Origin of the sequence: Luteimonas sp. MC1572, from assembly GCF_016615815.1 — a bacterium.
Classification (GTDB): domain Bacteria; phylum Pseudomonadota; class Gammaproteobacteria; order Xanthomonadales; family Xanthomonadaceae; genus Luteimonas.
Genome location: NZ_CP067112.1, coordinates 2,594,903 through 2,609,743, shown reverse-complemented (window position 1 = coordinate 2,609,743; position 14,841 = coordinate 2,594,903). Strand labels below are relative to the sequence as shown.

Genomic DNA, 14,841 nt, shown 5'->3' with positions numbered 1-14,841 from the left:
CCGCGCCAGGCGTCTCAGGCGCAGGCCGGCCGCGCGTCGGACGCCAGCGCCGCCGCGACGAGGCGCTCGAGGTGGTCGAAGTAGCCGCGGATGTAGCCGCCGCCGGCGGGGCCGGCGTCGAGCAGGAACGGGTTCATCAGCGTATGGCGCAGGATCGCGATGCGGTCGCGGTCCTCGCTCGCGTCGTCCAGCGCGTCGGCGTCGAGCTGCAGCGCGTGCAGCACGCGCGCGGTGTCGGACGCGCCCATGGCGTCGGGCCGCAGCGTGGTCATCGAGCCGAAGTACTCGCCGCGCTGCGTCGGTTGCACGGGGTCGGCGCGCAGCGCGCGGTGCAGCCCGCGCACGAAGCGGTTCATGCGCGCGACGTCGCGGTTGCCGCGCGGATTGAGGGCCAAGCACACCAGGTTGCAGTCGGGCGTGAACGGCACCAGCGCGGTGGCCAGCGGCGCGATGCGGGCGACGAAGCCGCGCGCCTCTTCCATGAAGGCCTCGGTGGCGAGCAGCCCCTGCGCGGGCAGCCGGCCGAAGTGGGCGTGGTCCAGCGGCAGCACCTTGTGCGTCACGTACACCGCCGCGGCGTTGGCACCGGGCTTGGAGCCTTCCGGGATATAGCGGCCGAGCTGGCCGTGGCGCTGGAAATAGTCGCTGCCGGCCGCGCCGTCGAACACGTAGTCCGCGTCCTCCGCGAGCAGCCCGATCGCGCGCTGGTCGCGGCACAGGAACGCACCGGCGCCATAGGGCAGGTGGCCGAGCTTGTGCGGGTCGATGGTGATCGAATCCATGCGCGGGATGGCGGAGAACGCGGCGTGCACCTTGCGCCGCGGGAAGTCGCGGAAGCCAGCGCCGACTTCCGCCTGCGTGCGCAGGCGCCCGTCCGGGTCGCGGAACAGTGCGGCGAGGTAGCCGCCCCAGGCGGCGTCGAGATGCAGCGACAGGCCAAGGCCGCGCGACTGCATGCGCGCGCGTGCGTCGGCCAGGCGGTCGAGCGGGTCGATCGTGCCGAACTCGGTGCTGCCGAGCACGCCGACCGCCATCAGCACCGGCTGGCGGTGGCGCAGGCAGCCGTCCAGCGCGTCCTCCAGCGCATCGACGTCCAGGCGCATCGCGCGCCCCGGCACCAGTTTCAGCTGCGCACGGCCCAGGCCGAGCATCTTCATGCCCTTGCTCCACGAGTAGTGCGCGGTGGCGGGCGCGAACACCAGCGGCGTGGACAGGGCCGGATGCCGCTCGAGGAAGCCGACCAGCCCCAGGGTCTCGATGCGCTGCGCATCGACGCGCCGTTGCCAGGCCACGCGCTCGCGCGCCGGCAGGCCGTCGCGCCACGCGCACCAGGCCGCATACAGCGTGGTCGCCTCGGCCGGGCCGGTGTTGAAGGCCTCCCAGTCGTCGCCTGGCACACCCGCCAGCGGCACCGACGCCGCGCGCAGCGCGACCGGGAACGCCTTGAGCGCGAGCGCCAGGCGCAGGCCCTGCACGTTGGCCAGCGTGCCACCGGAGGTGAGGTGGCCGAACGCACAGTCGGCGGCGGCCGGGTCGGCGGGGTAGCCGACCATCGCCGCCAGCTGCAGCCCGGCCTTCAGCTCCAGGTCGATGGTGATCGGGGCGGCATCGGCGCTGACGTTGTTGGGGTTGTAGGGCAGCGCGAGCATCTGCGCGGCCAGGCCCGGGATCAGCAGGTCGCTGACCATGTGGCCCAGATAGCGCGGGCTGTGGAACGGCACGCTGCGCTTCAGCGCCGCCGACAGCAGGTGCAGCTCGCGGCGCAGGCGCGACTCGAAGTCGATGTAGTCGGGCCGGCGGTTGGCACCGGTGGGGATGGCCGGTGGATCCTCGGGGTGCAGGTTGCGGCGCCAGTACACGTGGTCGCGCAGGAACTCGACCACCAGCGATTCCAGCAGCTGGTCGTTCTCGCCGTAGGGGCCGAGGAAGCAGGGATGGAGCGCGGGATCGGTCATGGCGGCGGCAGGCGGACGGCGGCGAGGGTGAGCTTGTCGCGGCGGCGGCCCGCGCGCATTGAGCGAGGTCAAGCGCAGCCGTGACGGTGCGCGCACGCGCAAGGCTGCTAGCGTGGTTGCACCCGCAGGAGACCCGCCATGTACCGCATCGCCGTACCTGCATCCGCCGTCCGCGGTGACGCGGATGCCTGAGGCGCCCGTGCCCCTGCCGTCGCCGCTGCTGCTGGATGCGGACGATCTGTCCGCACTGCGCGAGGCGCGCGCCCTGCTCGAGAACCCCGGCCTGGCCGCGCAGCTCGCCAACGCCGTCGGCGCGCCGCTGGAATACGTGCTTGCGCGGCGCCTGCCGGCCGCGGTGTCGCGGCTGGTCGATACCGCTACCCGCAAGGCGCTGGACCAGTCGCTGCGCGTGGCCATGGCCACGCTCGCCAAGGGCGGGGCGCCGCGCGCCGCGCACACGCGCAGCCACACCTTCGCCGCCGCGGCCACCGGCGCGGTCGGGGGTGCGTTCGGCATGGCAGGCCTGGCGCTGGAGCTTCCGGTCACCACCACGCTGATCCTGCGTTCGATCGCCGACGTGGCACGCAGCGAGGGCGAGGCGCTCGATGATCCACAGGCGACGTTCGCGTGCTTCGAAGTGCTGACCATGGGCGGGCGCGGCAGTGCCGATGACGGCAGCGAATCCGGCTACTTCGCCGCGCGCGCGCTGCTTGCGCAGCAGGTCGCGGCCGCCGCCCAGTACGTCGCCGTGCACGGCATGGCCGGCAAGGGCGGTCCGGCGATCGTGCAGCTGCTGTCGGCCATCGCCTCGCGGTTCTCGGTCAACGTCAGCCAGAAGCTGGCGCTGCAGGCGGTGCCGGTGGTCGGCGCGGTCACTGGCGCCACGCTCAACACGGTGTTCATGCGGCACTTCCAGCGCATGGCGCGCGGCCATTTCGTGGTGCGCAGGCTGGAGCGCCGCCATGGCGCGGAGACGGTCCGGCGCGCGTACGAGTCGCTGGCCGCGGAGACCCCCGCCACGGATGCCAAGCCACCGCGGCCCCGGTAAGATCGCCGCTTGACCACAGGGGGGTTGAACATGGCGAAGATCGGAATGGAGGGCGCGCTGGCACTGCTGCTGGGCGCGGGAATGGTGCTTGTGCCTGCGCACGCCGCCAGCAAGGGCGTGACCGGCCCGGAGGTCGTGGCGGTCCTGGCACAGATGGATCTCGAACCCGAGCTCACCACCGACTCCGTCGGCGATCCGATGGTGAAGTTCAAGATCAACGGGCTGAATGCCTACGCCAACTTCTATGACTGCGACAACGGCACCTGCGGCTCGATGCAACTCGAGGTCGGCATCGACATGGCCGACGGCCTCAGCCTGCAGATGGCAAACATGCTCAACACGCGTTACCGCTACACGCGGATCTACCTCGATGACGAGATGGACCCGTTCATCCAGTACGACTTCGAAGTGCTGCACACCGACCACGCCGAGCACATCACCAGCCAGGTCGAGATATACGGCGGACTGCTGGAAAAGGTCACCGAAGCGATCGACTTCTGATCGCGCCGGTGGCGCGGGGGCGGGTCAGGCGCGGCGCAGTGCCGGGAACTGCGTGGTCATCCGCGCGCCGTCGGCAAGCCCCCAGCGGATCCCGATGCGCCGCAGCCGCGCGGAGGCATCCGGCCGCAGCTCCTCGGGCGCGCGGCGCATGATCGCGTCATGGCGCTCGGCCCAGGCGTTGGCGTAGGCGAACAGGTCCTTGTGGCGCAGCTGCAAGTCGGCCATCTGGTCCTCGAGTTCGGCGATCGCATCGTCGAGCTCGGATTCGGTCATGGCGGGGCTGGCGTCGGACATCGGGAGCGGCTGCCGGTTACGGAACATGGCGGAGGTTGCGCGCCCACTATGTCAGTACGCCGTGCAGGGCGCATGAATCACCGCCGCAAACGCGGATAATGCGGCTTTGGCCAAACGTGGAGTTGCCATGCGTGGAGCGGGAGCGGGTTGGCTTGCGGTGGTGCTGGCGTCCGGGCTCGTCGCCTGCGGAGCACAGCCGCCGGAGCAGGTGGGCGATGCCGACAATGCCGCGCGGCCGCCGCGCCTGGACTTCGCCGCCAAGAGCCGCGTGCCGGTGCGGCTGGAGATGCGTGCGACGGCCGATGGTGGTCGCGTCGCGCCGTTCGCGGGCGGTTATCGCGTGGACGTCGAGTTCGAGGGCACCGCCACCACGCGCTGCGCCGTGAGCCGCGGCGACATTCCCGAAATCGCCCCCGGAAGCCGCCACGAGGTCGCGCTCATGTGCGGCGATGCCGTGCGCCTTGCCGAAGGCGGAAGCCGCGGCTTCCGCCTCATCGAGGACGGCCGGGAGGTGGGCAGCGGGGTGGTGCTGCCCTGACCGCAGCGCGGGTCAGTCGCCCGCGGGCACCAGCTTCAGCAGCCGGCCGAGCGAGCCGTCGCGGCCACCGTCCTCGAGCAGCCACAGCCCGCCTTCGGGGCCCTGTTCCACGGCGCGGATGCGCGCACCCATGTCGAAGCGCTCCGCTTCGCGTGCGGTGTCGCCATCGAACGCCACGCGCACCAGCGACTGCGATGACAGCCCGCCGATGAACGCGTTGCCCTGCCACTCCGGGAAGACGCTGCCGGAATAGAACAGCAGGCTCGAGGGCGAGATCACCGGCGTCCACGAGATCGCCGGCGCCTCGAATTCGGGCCGCGTGTCGTGGTCGGGGATGTCGCGGCCGTCGTAGTGGTCGCCGTTGGAGACGATCGGGTAGCCGTAGTTGGCGCCACGCGCGACGAGGTTGAGCTCGTCGCCGCCCTTGGGCCCCATCTCGGTATTCCACAGCCGGCCCTGCGCATCGAAATCGATGCCGAGCACGTTGCGGTGGCCCAGCGACCAGACCTGCGCCGCCACGCCGCCCTGTGCGGCAAACGGGTTGTCGGCCGGGACGCTGCCGTCGTCCTCCAGGCGGATGATCTTGCCGAGGTTGGAGGCCATGTCCTGCGCCGGGTCAAACGCCTGGCGCTCGCTGGAGCTGATCCACAGCTTGCCGTCAGCGCCGAACAGCAGGCGATGGCCGTAGTGGCCGTTGCCGGTCATCTTCGGCACCTGGCGCCAGATCACCTGCAGGTCTTCGAGGCGACCGCCGTCGGCACCGGTCACCAGCCGCGCGCGCGCCACCGCCGCGCCGCGCTCGTCGCCGCGTCCCGGCTCCGCATAGCTCAGGTACACCAGGCCGTTGTTGCTGAAGCCCGGATGCGGCAGCACGTCGCCCAAGCCGCCTTGGCCGCCGTACGCAACCTCGGGCACGCCGGTGATGGCCGTGCTGGCGCCGCTCTCCACGTCGACCAGGCGCAGCGTGCCCTTCTTCTCGGTGACCAGCAGGCGGCCGTCGGGCAGGAAGGCCATCGCCCACGGTTCGTCGAACTTGGCGATGACGTCGACCGCGAACGGGCGCGCATCGGCATCGGCGCGGCCGGCGTCGGTGGCGGCGTCGGCCAGCGATGCGGCTGCAGCGTCGACCGGCGCGGAGCCGGGGACACCGGCCTCGCCGTCGCGGTGGCAGGCGGCGCCGGCAAGGGCGAGCGCGCATGCGGCGGTGAGGACGAGTCGGTTCATCGCGGGTCTCCGTGGCGGTGGCACGCAAGTATCCGGCAGCGATGCGCGGTGCGCATCCCCGGATGTAAACGTTGTGTTGCGTTCACCGTCGCGCGTGTGCGGCGCGGCGTCCGCAGGCGCGCAGTGGCGTGGCGTGGGCACCTGCCTAGCGTGGATTGCCGGCGAGTTGGTTAATGCCGTGTGGAGGTGCCGGATCGTGGAGGGTGAAACGTTAATGAGCGCGTGGGCAGGGTGGCGGTGCGGAACGGATCGACGATCACCGCAATCACCACCGAACCCAATGGACGCCCCCGCGTCCACCAAGGAGACGCCCTGATGCAGATTTCCCCCAAGCCGCTTGCCGCCCTCATCGCCCTTGGCGCCGTGCTCGCCCTGCCGGTCGCATTTGCGCAGAGCGAGCCCAGCCCCGAAGTCCGCGAAGCGCAGTCCGCTGCCGCCGCCACGGCGGCGACACCTGCCGCGGCGCCGGCCGCCGAGCCGCGCCAGCTGAGCTGGGCCGATGTCGACACCGATGGCAACGGCTCGATCTCGCTGACCGAGTCCGCGGCGATCGCCAACCTCGCGCAGGTCTTCGCCCAGGCCGACGTGGATGCCGACGGCGAGCTGACCGCCGACGAGTACAAGGCCTTTGTGGCCAAGGCCGGTCCTGCCGCACCGAAGGCGGACGACGAAGGCTGAGGCTTTCCGGCACGACGTTTCTCCAGGAGGGGCGGCGCAAGGCCGCCCCTTTTTTTGGATCGCAACGCGGCAGTGCCGCGCCGGGTACCAAGGCCCTTGAGTGCTCATGTCCCCCGGCGATGGCCTTGCGGCCATCGCCTCCTCCTTGACTTCCCCCTCAAGGGCCTTGGCACCCGGTACGCTGCATTACGCGGTGGCCCGGGCGCGCAGCCCACAGCCCGCAATCTCGCGCATGACTCGCGTACTGGCAGCCGGCCCAAAGCCCCGAAGTGGCCGGGAGGCCTTCGCGGGGAAGTCAAGGAGGAGGCATCCGCCGTAGGCGGATCCGGGGGACATGAGCCGCGAAGGCCTCCCGGCCACCACGGGCCATCCATGCGCTCTGGTTCATTCGAAAGGGCGCCCCGCGCGCGGGCCCGGAGCCTCCGGGCGATAATGGCGCGATGACCACCATCCGCATGGTCGGCTTCGATGCCGACGACACCCTCTGGCGCAGCGAGGACTATTTCGCCGCCGCGCAATCCACGTTCGAATCGATCGTCGGCGCCTACGTCGGCGATGACGCGCGCACCACCGATCGCCTCTACGCCATCGAGAAGGCCAACCTCGCGGTATTCGGCTATGGCGTGAAAGGCATGGCGCTGTCGATGGTCGAGGCGGCGATCGAGATCACCGAGTCGCGCATCTCGTCCAGCGACCTGCAGCGCATCGTGCAGATGGCCAAGGAAATGCTGCGCCATCCCGTCGACCTGTTGCCGGGCGTGCGCGAAGCGGTCGAGCAGGTGGCTGCGGACTACCCCGTGGTGCTGGTCACCAAGGGCGACCTGTTCCACCAGGAGGCGAAGGTGCGCGATTCAGGCCTGTCGCACCTGTTCCGGCGCATCGAGATCGTCAGCGAGAAGGACGTGCCCACCTACCGGCGCCTGCTGGAGGAGTTCGCGATTCCGCCCGAAGGCTTCGTGATGGTCGGCAATTCGCTGCGCTCGGATATCGCACCGGTGCTGGAACTGGGCGGCTGGGGCGTGCACGTGCCCTACCACCTGACCTGGGAGCACGAGCGGCAGGCCGATATTCCCGCCGATGCCGCACGCCGGCTGCGCAGCCTCACCCACGCAGACGAACTTCCCGGGGCGCTGCGCGCGATCGCCGCCGGCTGAATGCCGTGTGCGTCCATCGCACGGCGCGGGGCGGCGGCGTGCCACGCGCCGCGCCGCCTGCGGCACAATCAGCGCATGGCACGCCTTCCTGCCGTCCTGCTGATCGCACTCGTCGTCGCCGGTGGTGGCTGCGAGCCTGCGCGCGGACCCGATGCGCAGCTGCCCGCGCTCGGTGGCGCGGATGGCAGCATCGAATGGCGTGGCACGCTGCCCTGCGCGGACTGCGAGGGCATCGACACGCTGCTGGTGCTCGAGCGCCAGGGCGACGCCAGCCACTACGCGCTGGTCGAGGTCTATATCGCGCTGGATGGCAGCGTGCGTTTCGAGGAAACCGGCGCCTGGCGGCTCGATGACGCGCTGCTCAGCCTGGAGCCGGCCACCGGCGGCCTGCGCCGCTACGCGCTGCTTCAGGATGGCGCCCTGCAGGCACGCGATGCCGCGGGCCTGGCGTTCCCCGGGCGCGAAGGCGACATCCTGCAACCCGTGGCCGCGAGGCCATGACCCGTTTCCGGAGCCACGCATGATCCCCCGCAGCCTGCTGCTCGTTTCCGTGTTCGGCCTGTCGGCGCTCGCCCACGCGTTGCCGCAGGCCACCGCGCCGGTTGCCGGCAGCGATGCCGAACGCACAGCAGGCGCCGCCGCCACGCCGGCGTCCGCGCCCGATGCCAGGCCCGGCACGGGCGATCCCGCCATCGACCACCTGCTCACGGACATCGACGCCTACGCCGCGCGCCATCGTGACGCCTTCATCGACGAGCTGGTGCGCTATTTCGATGCGCCGCGGCCGCTGGTGACCGACCTGCTGGTGGGCGAGCGCCGCTGGAGCGCGGGCGACGTGTACTACGCCTGCGCGCTGGCTCGCGTCGCCGGCCGGCCCTGCCGCGCGCTGCTCGACGCCTGGGCGGCGGACAGCTCGCAGGGCTGGGCGCCGATCGCCGCGCGCATGGGCGTGGCCAAGGGCTCGCCGCAGGCGCGGCGCCTGCGCGAGGGCATCGCCGAGAGCTACGTGCGCTGGGCGCGGCCGCTGCCGGTGGATACGCGCTAGCCCGCGACATTCCGCGGCGAGAAATGCGCGACGGTGTCCTCGATGCCCTTGCTCAGCGCCATGACCTTCTCGGCGTATTCGCAGAGGCGCAGGTCGTCATCGCTGGTCGGCGTCCAGCCGGGCACTTCCAGCGGCGTGCCGGTATCGCGATCGACGGCGACGAAGACGATGACGCAGTGCGTGCACAGGCGGTCGTCGCCACCCATCGGGTCGCGCGCACGCACGTCCACGCCGAACTGCATCGACGTGCGCCCGGTACGGACCAGGCGCGCCGAAACGGTGACGAGGTCCGAGATGCGGATCGGCGCCACGAACCTGATGCCGCCGACCGCGACGGTGACGCAGTAGTGACCACTCCATCCGACCGCTGCGGCAAAGCCGGCCTGGTCGATCCACTTCATCACGGTGCCGCCGTGCACCTTGCCGCCGTAGTTGACGTCGGTGGGCTCGGCAAGGAACCGCAGGGTGAGATGGTGCGTGCGTTCGGCCATCCGGCAGCCCTGTTGCGGGGAGTCCCGAGTCTACGTCCGATCCCCGGACGGGGCCGGATTGCCGCGGTGTACCCTAGCGGGCGGCCGCCAATCGCATCGATTCGACAGACAGCAGGTCCATGAAGAACACAGAACACGCGCGCTATGCGGCATCCGCGCGCCTCTCGGTCGCGCCGATGATGGACTGGACCGACAGCCACTGCCGCGTCTTCCACCGCCTGCTCGCGCCGCACGCCCGCCTGTACACCGAAATGGTGCACGCCAACGCGGTGATCCACGGCGACCGCGCCAAGCTGCTGGCGATGGACCCGGTCGAGCACCCGGTGGCGCTGCAGCTCGGCGGCAGCGAACCGGCGCTGCTGGCGCAGGCATCGCGCATCGGCGCAGACCACGGCTTCGACGAGGTCAACCTCAACGTCGGCTGTCCGTCCGACCGCGTGCAGGCCGGGCGCTTCGGCGCCTGCCTGATGCGCGAGCCGGCGCTGGTCGCCGACTGCGTGGCGGCGATGATCGCCGCCTGCGACGTGCCGGTCACGGTGAAGTGCCGGCTGGGCGTGGATGACGACCACGAGTACGCGCGCTTCCTCGCCTTCGTCGACGCCATCGCCGCGGCCGGCTGCCGCACGTTCGTGGTGCACGCGCGCAATGCGTGGCTGAAGGGCCTGTCGCCGAAGGAGAACCGCGAGGTGCCGCCGCTGCGCTACGACTGGGCCTACGCGCTCAAGCGCGAGCGCCCGGAGCTCACGGTGATCGTCAACGGCGGCATCGCCGACGCCGGCGAGGCGACCGCGCACCTCGCGCACACCGACGGCGCGATGCTGGGGCGCGCGGCGTACCACGACCCGTGGCTGCTGCACCGGCTCGACGTGGCCTGGTTCGGCGGCGAACTGTCCACGCGTGCCGACGTGCTGCGTTCGATGCGCCCCTATGTCGAAGCCCAGCTCGCGCGCGGCGCGCAGCTCAAGCACATCAGCCGCCATTTGCTCGGCCTGTTCCATGGCGAGCGCGGCGGCCGCGCCTTCCGCCAGGTGCTGAGCGAGGGCGCGCACAAGCCGGGTGCCGGCTGGGACCTCGTCGAGGCGGCGCTGGCACCGACCCAGGGCGACGCGCGCGTCGCCGCCTGAGGACACCACACGATGCTGACCCGCGACACCGCCGCCTTCCTCGCGTTCGCCGCCGATGCCCAAGCGGACTTCGGTCCCGCCACCGCGCGTGCCGCGTTCCTGGTCGCGCCGGACGGCTTCGGCCACGCCGAGGAATCGGCGTCCGACAACCGCTACATGGCCGCGGCCGGGGGTTTCGACGCGGCGCGCGCGTCGGCGCAGCACCGCGACCTGCAGCGCGCGCTGTCGCAGCTGCTGCCGACGATCTGCTTCCCCGGTGATCCGGAAGCACCCGACGCACTCTTCCCGAACAACGTGTTCGCGACCGCGCGCGACACCCTGGTGGTCGGCCGCATGCGCCATGCGGTGCGCCGGCGCGAGGCCGCACGGCCGGATATCCGGGGATTCTTCCGCGACGTCCTCGGTTATGCCGAACGCGACCTCTCGCCGCAGCCGCATCCCTGCGAGCTGACCGGCGCGCTGGTGGTCGACCGCGCCCGCGGCCTGGGCCTGTGCGGCCTGTCGGAGCGCTGCGACGAAGCCGGCGCCCGCCTGATGCACGAAGCGCTCGGCCTGCGCGCGACGCTGATGTTCGACCTGGCGCCGGGCGAGTACCACGCCAACGTGGTGCTGGCGGTGCTCGCCGGGCGCGCGGCGCTGATCTGTCCGGCCGGCTTCGCCGATCCCGGCGTGGTGGACGCCGTCGCCCGGCTGTACGCGCCGCACGCGATCCGGCTCTCGGCGGCGGAGCAGGCCGCGTTTGCCGGCAATGCCATCAGCCTGTCGGCCGACGCCGTGTGGATGAGCGCGCGTGCCGCGCAGGCGCTGTCGCAGGCGAGCCTGGCGGCGCTCGCTGCGGCCGGGTTCGCGGTCCGCAGCGTGCCGCTGGATGCGATCGAGGCCGCGGGCGGGTCGTTGCGCTGCTGTGTCGCCGAGATCTTCTGATTGCCCCGGGCCTGAACCGCCGCATTGGCCCCTGGAAAAGTTAAGGACCAATTCACCGCCCGCTTCCGAGAATGCCCGCCTGCTCGTTGCCACCCCGCTGTTCCGTGTAACCTTCTGTAGTCACTTGGATTTGCACCTATGCCCGTCCGTAGCGTCCGCGCCTCCACCCTGTGCCTGATGGCCGTCCTTGCGACGGTGGCGGCTGGTGGCATGGCACATGCCGACGACGGGCGTCGCGGCGGCAAGGGCCAGGGGGGGGCGCGCAGCGCCGATGACAGCGCAGCCCGGGAGGCCGCGCAGGCCCGGCGGAGCGATTCCGACGCGCGTGGCCAGAGCCCGCGCCAGCGCCAGCGCGATGCGCTCGCCGATTCGGTGCGCGAAGCGTCGCGCCGCGGCCAGGTGCTGAGCGCCGAGAGCGTTCCCTATGACGGTCGCAACATCAATCGCGTCAAGGTCATCGACGAACGCGGTCGCGTCCGTGTGTACATGGATGATCCGCAGTCGAGCCGTCCGCTGCGCCGTACACGCGGTGACGACGACTGAATGCGCAACCTAGGTAGCATGGTGGGCATCGCCGCGCCCGATGCCCCGGGCCGCCGCCGCACGCTATTTCATGGAGACGCACATGCGCATTCTTCTGGTCGAAGATGAAGCCCCCCTGCGGGAAACCCTTGCCGCGCGCCTGAAGCGCGAAGGCTACGCCGTCGATGCCGCGCAGGACGGCGAGGAAGGCCTGTACATGGGGCGCGAAGTCCCGTTCGACGTCGGCATCATCGACCTCGGCCTGCCGCGGATGTCGGGCATGGAGCTGGTCAAGGCGCTGCGCGACGAAGGCAAGCAGTTCCCGGTGCTGATCCTCACCGCGCGGTCCAGCTGGCAGGACAAGGTCGACGGCCTCAAGCAGGGAGCCGACGACTACCTGGTGAAGCCTTTCCACGTCGAAGAGCTGCTGGCGCGCATCAACGCGCTGGTGCGCCGCGCCGCGGGCTGGAGCAAGCCGACGCTGGAATGCGGCGCGGTGGTGCTCGACCTGGCCGCGCAGACGGTGACCGTCAACGGCGCCAACGTCGACCTGACCAGCTACGAGTACAAGGTGCTGGAGTACCTGATGATGCACGCCGGCGAGCTGGTCTCGAAGGCGGACCTCACCGAGCACATCTACCAGCAGGACTTCGACCGCGACTCGAACGTGCTCGAGGTGTTCATCGGCCGGCTGCGCAAGAAGCTCGATCCCGAGGGCACGCTGAAGCCGATCGAAACCGTCCGCGGTCGCGGCTACCGCTTCGCGATTCCGCGCAGCAGCGAAGCCTGAGCGGTGCGGGCGCCCGGCGGCGCCCGCGTGACGGGGAGGGGAAGGCGGCATGCCGCAGGCGGGCCATCGGAGACTGCATTGGCGGCCGCGCTCGCTGCAGTCGCGCCAGCTGCTGGCCGCGAGCATGGGCCTGCTGGCGTTCCTGGCGCTGGCCGGCTTCGCGCTTGACCGCGCGTTCGTCGACGTGGCCGGCGAAGGCCTGCGCGAACGCCTGAAAAGCTATGCCTACGCGTACGCCGGCGCCACCGAGTTCGCCCGCGACGGTTCGCTGATCGCGCCGTACGTGCCCCCGGATGGCCGTTTCGACCGCCCCGGCAGTGGCCTTTACGCCGAGATCGTGCTGCCCAACGACAGCTGGAGCTCCGGCTCGGCCCGCGGCCCGCAGTTGCCCGAAGCCGTCATGCTCGATCCGCTCGAGGAGCGCTTCGAGGGTCCGTTGGCGATCACCCGCAGCGACGGCCAGCCGGGCGAGGTGTTCCGCTTCGGTATCGGGCTGGTCGACGCGAGTCGCGGGCCCGATGCGGAATTCCCGTACGCCATCTACATCATGGAGGACGCCGGCACGCTGCCGCGCCAGGTGCGCGTGTTCCGCGCCGCGCTGTGGCGCTACCTCGGCATTGCCGGCGTGATCCTGCTGCTGCTGCAGGGCCTGGTGCTGCGCTGGAGCCTGTGGCCGCTGCGCAAGGTGGTCGCCGAGCTCAAGCGCGTGCAGCGCGGGCAGGCGCACCGCATGAGCGAGCTGCACCCGCGCGAGCTCGAGCCCCTGACCGACAGCATCAACGCGCTGGTGGAGAGCGAGCGCGAGAACCTGGAGCAGCAGCGCAACACCATGGCCGACCTCGCGCACAGCCTGAAGACGCCGCTGGCGGTGCTGCGTTCGCGGCTGGAAAACGATGCCAGCCATGACGAGCTGCGCGACGAAGTCGCGATGCAGGTGCGGCGCATGAACGACCTGGTCACCTACCAGCTGGGCCGCGGCGCGGCTGGCGGCCACAAGCTGTTCGCGGCGCCGGTCGAGATCGAGCCCCACGCGGAGCAGATCGTCCGCGGCCTGGAGAAGATCTATGCCGCAAAGGGCACGATCTGCGAATTCGAGATCGATAGCGCTGCGCGCTTCCACGGCGAGGTCGGCGACCTGCAGGAGCTCCTCGGCAACCTGCTGGAAAACGCTTTCAAGTGGGCGGGCTCGCGCGTGCTGCTCACCGTCACGCCCGGGGCCACCGCCGCCAACCGTCGCCCGGGCCTGGTGGTCGCCGTGGACGACGACGGTCCGGGCATCCCGCCCGAGCGCATCGCGCACGTGCTGCAGCGCGGGGTGCGCGGCGACGAGCGCGTGCATGGCCACGGCATCGGCCTGTCGATCGTGCAGGACATCGTGCGCAGCTACCGCGGCGAACTCGAGGTCGGCGCCTCGCCGGAGCTGGGCGGGGCGCGCTTTCTGGTCAGGCTGCCGCCAGGGCTGTAAGGCGCGTCAGGCGACGGGCGCGAACGGCGACGCGCCGTACAGGCGCCGCAGTTGCGCGGCCACCACCGGCATCTCGCGCTCGAGCAGGACGGGGTCGCTGAAGTGGTACTCGCTGCAGACTGCGAAGAACTCTTCCGGCGCCTCGGCGGCGTAAGGATCGATGGCGGTGTCCTCGTCGCGGTCCACGCGCGCCGCGAACGCGTCGTAGGCCTGCTGGAAATCCCGTGCCCATTCGCGTTGCCATGCGCGCGGCAGCGGCGGCGTGCCGTCCAGCGCGCCGTCGAGCGCGTCGAGCTTGTGCACCATCTCGTGCACCGCCACGCAGTAGCCCTCGCGCGGGTTGGCGAGGTCGGAGGCGACATCGGCCCACGACAGCACCAGCGGTCCGTACTCCCACGACTCGCCGGCCAGGTCGTCCTGCCATTCGTGCATCACCCCGGCGGCGTCGACGTGGCGGCGGTCGACGCGGAAGGCATCGGGGTAGACCAGCACCTGCGCCCAGCCATGCAGGCCTTCGGCGCCGAATTCGAGCAGCGGCAGGCAGCACAGCGCGGCGAGGGTCGCGCGCAGCGCGTCGTCGAGCGCGAGGCCGGCAAGCGGGGTGATGACCTTGTCGCGGAGGAAGAGCGCGGTCAGGCCGCGCAGGCGGTCGGCGCGCTCGTCGTCGAGCGCGGCCAGCAGCGGAATGTCACGGCGCAGTGCGCGCCACAGCGATGCATCGACATCCGGCGGCGGGCGCCGGAACAGGCGCCTGATCACGCCATGCCTTTAGCGGAACATCCCCGGCAGGAAGCTGTGCCAGCGCGGACGCGTCACCTGCGGCTCGGCGCCGCGGGTCATGACCGGCTTGTCGCGGCTGGCACGCTTGCCGGCGCGCGTCGGATCGACTTCGGCCTCGTCGTCCTCGGCCTGCCCGGGGCAATCGGTGCCGCCTCCACCACCACCTGCGGCGGACATGCGTACATCGCGTGCCTGCGCCGGCAGTGCCAGCAGCGGCAGGGCAATGGTCATCACCAGAAGCGCGGTTCGGACGGACATGGCGGCAGGCCTGCACGGTGGCGGGTCGAGACCCGGATCATACATGGGAT

Annotated in this window: 17 protein-coding genes and 1 pseudogene; 12 read left to right on the top strand and 6 right to left on the bottom strand. The window is 71.2% G+C overall.

Annotated features, from left to right (window positions below; genetic code table 11):
- Window positions 1–14: 14 nt before the first annotated feature.
- Window positions 15–1,955 carry a pyridoxal-dependent decarboxylase gene (locus JGR64_RS12015; protein ID WP_199373597.1) on the bottom strand — a complete coding sequence of 647 codons (1,941 nt, stop codon included), beginning with the start codon at window positions 1,953–1,955 and terminating at the stop codon, window positions 15–17.
- A gap of 184 nt (window positions 1,956–2,139) precedes the next feature.
- Here JGR64_RS12015 and JGR64_RS12010 point away from each other — a divergent pair, with 184 nt between their 5' ends.
- Both JGR64_RS12010 and JGR64_RS12005 read left to right on the top strand, forming a co-directional pair.
- The gene (locus JGR64_RS12010) at window positions 2,140–3,003 is read left to right on the top strand and encodes an EcsC family protein (RefSeq protein ID WP_199373596.1); all 864 of its coding nucleotides are present in this window, start codon (window positions 2,140–2,142) and stop codon (window positions 3,001–3,003) included.
- A 30-nt stretch (window positions 3,004–3,033) separates the two neighbouring features.
- Window positions 3,034–3,504 carry a YbjN domain-containing protein gene (locus tag JGR64_RS12005; RefSeq protein WP_233348201.1) on the top strand — a complete coding sequence of 157 codons (471 nt, stop codon included), beginning with the start codon at window positions 3,034–3,036 and terminating at the stop codon, window positions 3,502–3,504.
- A 24-nt stretch (window positions 3,505–3,528) separates the two neighbouring features.
- Here JGR64_RS12005 and JGR64_RS12000 read toward each other — a convergent pair whose 3' ends face one another.
- Window positions 3,529–3,798 carry a hypothetical protein gene (locus tag JGR64_RS12000; RefSeq protein WP_199373595.1) on the bottom strand — a complete coding sequence of 90 codons (270 nt, stop codon included), beginning with the start codon at window positions 3,796–3,798 and terminating at the stop codon, window positions 3,529–3,531.
- A 127-nt stretch (window positions 3,799–3,925) separates the two neighbouring features.
- Here JGR64_RS12000 and JGR64_RS11995 point away from each other — a divergent pair, with 127 nt between their 5' ends.
- The gene (locus JGR64_RS11995) at window positions 3,926–4,336 is read left to right on the top strand and encodes a hypothetical protein (RefSeq protein WP_199373594.1); all 411 of its coding nucleotides are present in this window, start codon (window positions 3,926–3,928) and stop codon (window positions 4,334–4,336) included.
- A 12-nt stretch (window positions 4,337–4,348) separates the two neighbouring features.
- On the opposite strand, the gene JGR64_RS11990 is transcribed toward JGR64_RS11995, so the two are convergent.
- The gene (locus JGR64_RS11990) at window positions 4,349–5,443 is read right to left on the bottom strand and encodes a PQQ-dependent sugar dehydrogenase (protein WP_233348249.1); all 1,095 of its coding nucleotides are present in this window, start codon (window positions 5,441–5,443) and stop codon (window positions 4,349–4,351) included.
- 432 nt (window positions 5,444–5,875) lie between these two features.
- On the opposite strand from JGR64_RS11990, the gene JGR64_RS11985 reads away from it, so the two are divergent.
- From JGR64_RS11985 to JGR64_RS11970, 4 genes are all read left to right on the top strand, one after another.
- Window positions 5,876–6,238 (top strand): EF-hand domain-containing protein, encoded by a 363-nt coding sequence (locus tag JGR64_RS11985; RefSeq protein ID WP_199373592.1) that lies wholly within the window; start codon window positions 5,876–5,878, stop codon window positions 6,236–6,238.
- A gap of 440 nt (window positions 6,239–6,678) precedes the next feature.
- On the top strand, window positions 6,679–7,392 hold the full coding sequence (locus JGR64_RS11980; RefSeq protein WP_199373591.1) for an HAD family hydrolase: 714 nt from the start codon (window positions 6,679–6,681) through the stop codon (window positions 7,390–7,392).
- 75 nt (window positions 7,393–7,467) lie between these two features.
- Window positions 7,468–7,893, top strand: a complete 426-nt coding sequence (locus tag JGR64_RS11975) for a copper resistance protein NlpE N-terminal domain-containing protein (protein WP_199373590.1) — start codon at window positions 7,468–7,470, stop codon at window positions 7,891–7,893.
- Between the two features lie 19 nt (window positions 7,894–7,912).
- Entirely contained in the window at window positions 7,913–8,437 is a 525-nt protein-coding gene (locus JGR64_RS11970; protein WP_199373589.1) for a hypothetical protein, read from the top strand.
- Here JGR64_RS11970 and JGR64_RS11965 read toward each other — a convergent pair.
- Window positions 8,434–8,928 (bottom strand): acyl-CoA thioesterase, encoded by a 495-nt coding sequence (locus JGR64_RS11965; RefSeq protein ID WP_199373588.1) that lies wholly within the window; start codon window positions 8,926–8,928, stop codon window positions 8,434–8,436. The genes JGR64_RS11970 and JGR64_RS11965 overlap by 4 nt on opposite strands.
- Before the next feature lie 119 nt (window positions 8,929–9,047).
- Here JGR64_RS11965 and dusA point away from each other — a divergent pair, with 119 nt between their 5' ends.
- From dusA to JGR64_RS11940, 5 genes are all read left to right on the top strand, one after another.
- Window positions 9,048–10,052 (top strand): tRNA dihydrouridine(20/20a) synthase DusA, encoded by a 1,005-nt coding sequence (gene dusA / locus JGR64_RS11960; RefSeq protein WP_199373587.1) that lies wholly within the window; start codon window positions 9,048–9,050, stop codon window positions 10,050–10,052.
- Between the two features lie 12 nt (window positions 10,053–10,064).
- Window positions 10,065–10,976 carry an arginine deiminase-related protein gene (locus JGR64_RS11955; RefSeq protein WP_199373586.1) on the top strand — a complete coding sequence of 304 codons (912 nt, stop codon included), beginning with the start codon at window positions 10,065–10,067 and terminating at the stop codon, window positions 10,974–10,976.
- 138 nt (window positions 10,977–11,114) lie between these two features.
- The gene (locus JGR64_RS11950; protein WP_199373585.1) at window positions 11,115–11,519 is read left to right on the top strand and encodes a hypothetical protein; all 405 of its coding nucleotides are present in this window, start codon (window positions 11,115–11,117) and stop codon (window positions 11,517–11,519) included.
- An 82-nt stretch (window positions 11,520–11,601) separates the two neighbouring features.
- Window positions 11,602–12,288, top strand: a complete 687-nt coding sequence (locus tag JGR64_RS11945; RefSeq protein ID WP_199373584.1) for a response regulator transcription factor — start codon at window positions 11,602–11,604, stop codon at window positions 12,286–12,288.
- Between the two features lie 49 nt (window positions 12,289–12,337).
- Complete coding sequence (locus tag JGR64_RS11940) at window positions 12,338–13,753, top strand: sensor histidine kinase (protein WP_199373583.1); 1,416 nt, start codon at window positions 12,338–12,340, stop codon at window positions 13,751–13,753.
- Between the two features lie 6 nt (window positions 13,754–13,759).
- Here JGR64_RS11940 and JGR64_RS11935 read toward each other — a convergent pair.
- Window positions 13,760–14,555, bottom strand: a pseudogene (locus JGR64_RS11935) (M90 family metallopeptidase).
- The gene (locus JGR64_RS11930) at window positions 14,522–14,791 is read right to left on the bottom strand and encodes a hypothetical protein (RefSeq protein WP_199373582.1); all 270 of its coding nucleotides are present in this window, start codon (window positions 14,789–14,791) and stop codon (window positions 14,522–14,524) included. The pseudogene JGR64_RS11935 and the gene JGR64_RS11930 overlap by 34 nt, the downstream one beginning before the upstream one ends.
- Window positions 14,792–14,841: the final 50 nt, after the last annotated feature.

What these genes read in the sequence shown, in the direction of transcription:
- dusA (WP_199373587.1), top strand. Translation starts at nt 9,048, where the DNA reads ATGAAGAACACAGAACACGCGCGCTATGCGGCATCCGCGCGCCTCTCG.
- JGR64_RS11970 (WP_199373589.1), top strand. Translation starts at nt 7,913, where the DNA reads ATGATCCCCCGCAGCCTGCTGCTCGTTTCCGTGTTCGGCCTGTCGGCG.
- JGR64_RS11995 (WP_199373594.1), top strand. Translation starts at nt 3,926, where the DNA reads ATGCGTGGAGCGGGAGCGGGTTGGCTTGCGGTGGTGCTGGCGTCCGGG.
- JGR64_RS11955 (WP_199373586.1), top strand. Translation starts at nt 10,065, where the DNA reads ATGCTGACCCGCGACACCGCCGCCTTCCTCGCGTTCGCCGCCGATGCC.
- JGR64_RS12015 (WP_199373597.1), bottom strand. Translation starts at nt 1,955, where the DNA reads ATGACCGATCCCGCGCTCCATCCCTGCTTCCTCGGCCCCTACGGCGAG.
- JGR64_RS12005 (WP_233348201.1), top strand. Translation starts at nt 3,034, where the DNA reads ATGGCGAAGATCGGAATGGAGGGCGCGCTGGCACTGCTGCTGGGCGCG.
- JGR64_RS11950 (WP_199373585.1), top strand. Translation starts at nt 11,115, where the DNA reads ATGCCCGTCCGTAGCGTCCGCGCCTCCACCCTGTGCCTGATGGCCGTC.
- JGR64_RS11980 (WP_199373591.1), top strand. Translation starts at nt 6,679, where the DNA reads ATGACCACCATCCGCATGGTCGGCTTCGATGCCGACGACACCCTCTGG.
- JGR64_RS11975 (WP_199373590.1), top strand. Translation starts at nt 7,468, where the DNA reads ATGGCACGCCTTCCTGCCGTCCTGCTGATCGCACTCGTCGTCGCCGGT.
- JGR64_RS11945 (WP_199373584.1), top strand. Translation starts at nt 11,602, where the DNA reads ATGCGCATTCTTCTGGTCGAAGATGAAGCCCCCCTGCGGGAAACCCTT.
- JGR64_RS11965 (WP_199373588.1), bottom strand. Translation starts at nt 8,928, where the DNA reads ATGGCCGAACGCACGCACCATCTCACCCTGCGGTTCCTTGCCGAGCCC.
- JGR64_RS12010 (WP_199373596.1), top strand. Translation starts at nt 2,140, where the DNA reads ATGCCTGAGGCGCCCGTGCCCCTGCCGTCGCCGCTGCTGCTGGATGCG.
- JGR64_RS12000 (WP_199373595.1), bottom strand. Translation starts at nt 3,798, where the DNA reads ATGTCCGACGCCAGCCCCGCCATGACCGAATCCGAGCTCGACGATGCG.
- JGR64_RS11985 (WP_199373592.1), top strand. Translation starts at nt 5,876, where the DNA reads ATGCAGATTTCCCCCAAGCCGCTTGCCGCCCTCATCGCCCTTGGCGCC.
- JGR64_RS11940 (WP_199373583.1), top strand. Translation starts at nt 12,338, where the DNA reads ATGCCGCAGGCGGGCCATCGGAGACTGCATTGGCGGCCGCGCTCGCTG.
- JGR64_RS11930 (WP_199373582.1), bottom strand. Translation starts at nt 14,791, where the DNA reads ATGTCCGTCCGAACCGCGCTTCTGGTGATGACCATTGCCCTGCCGCTG.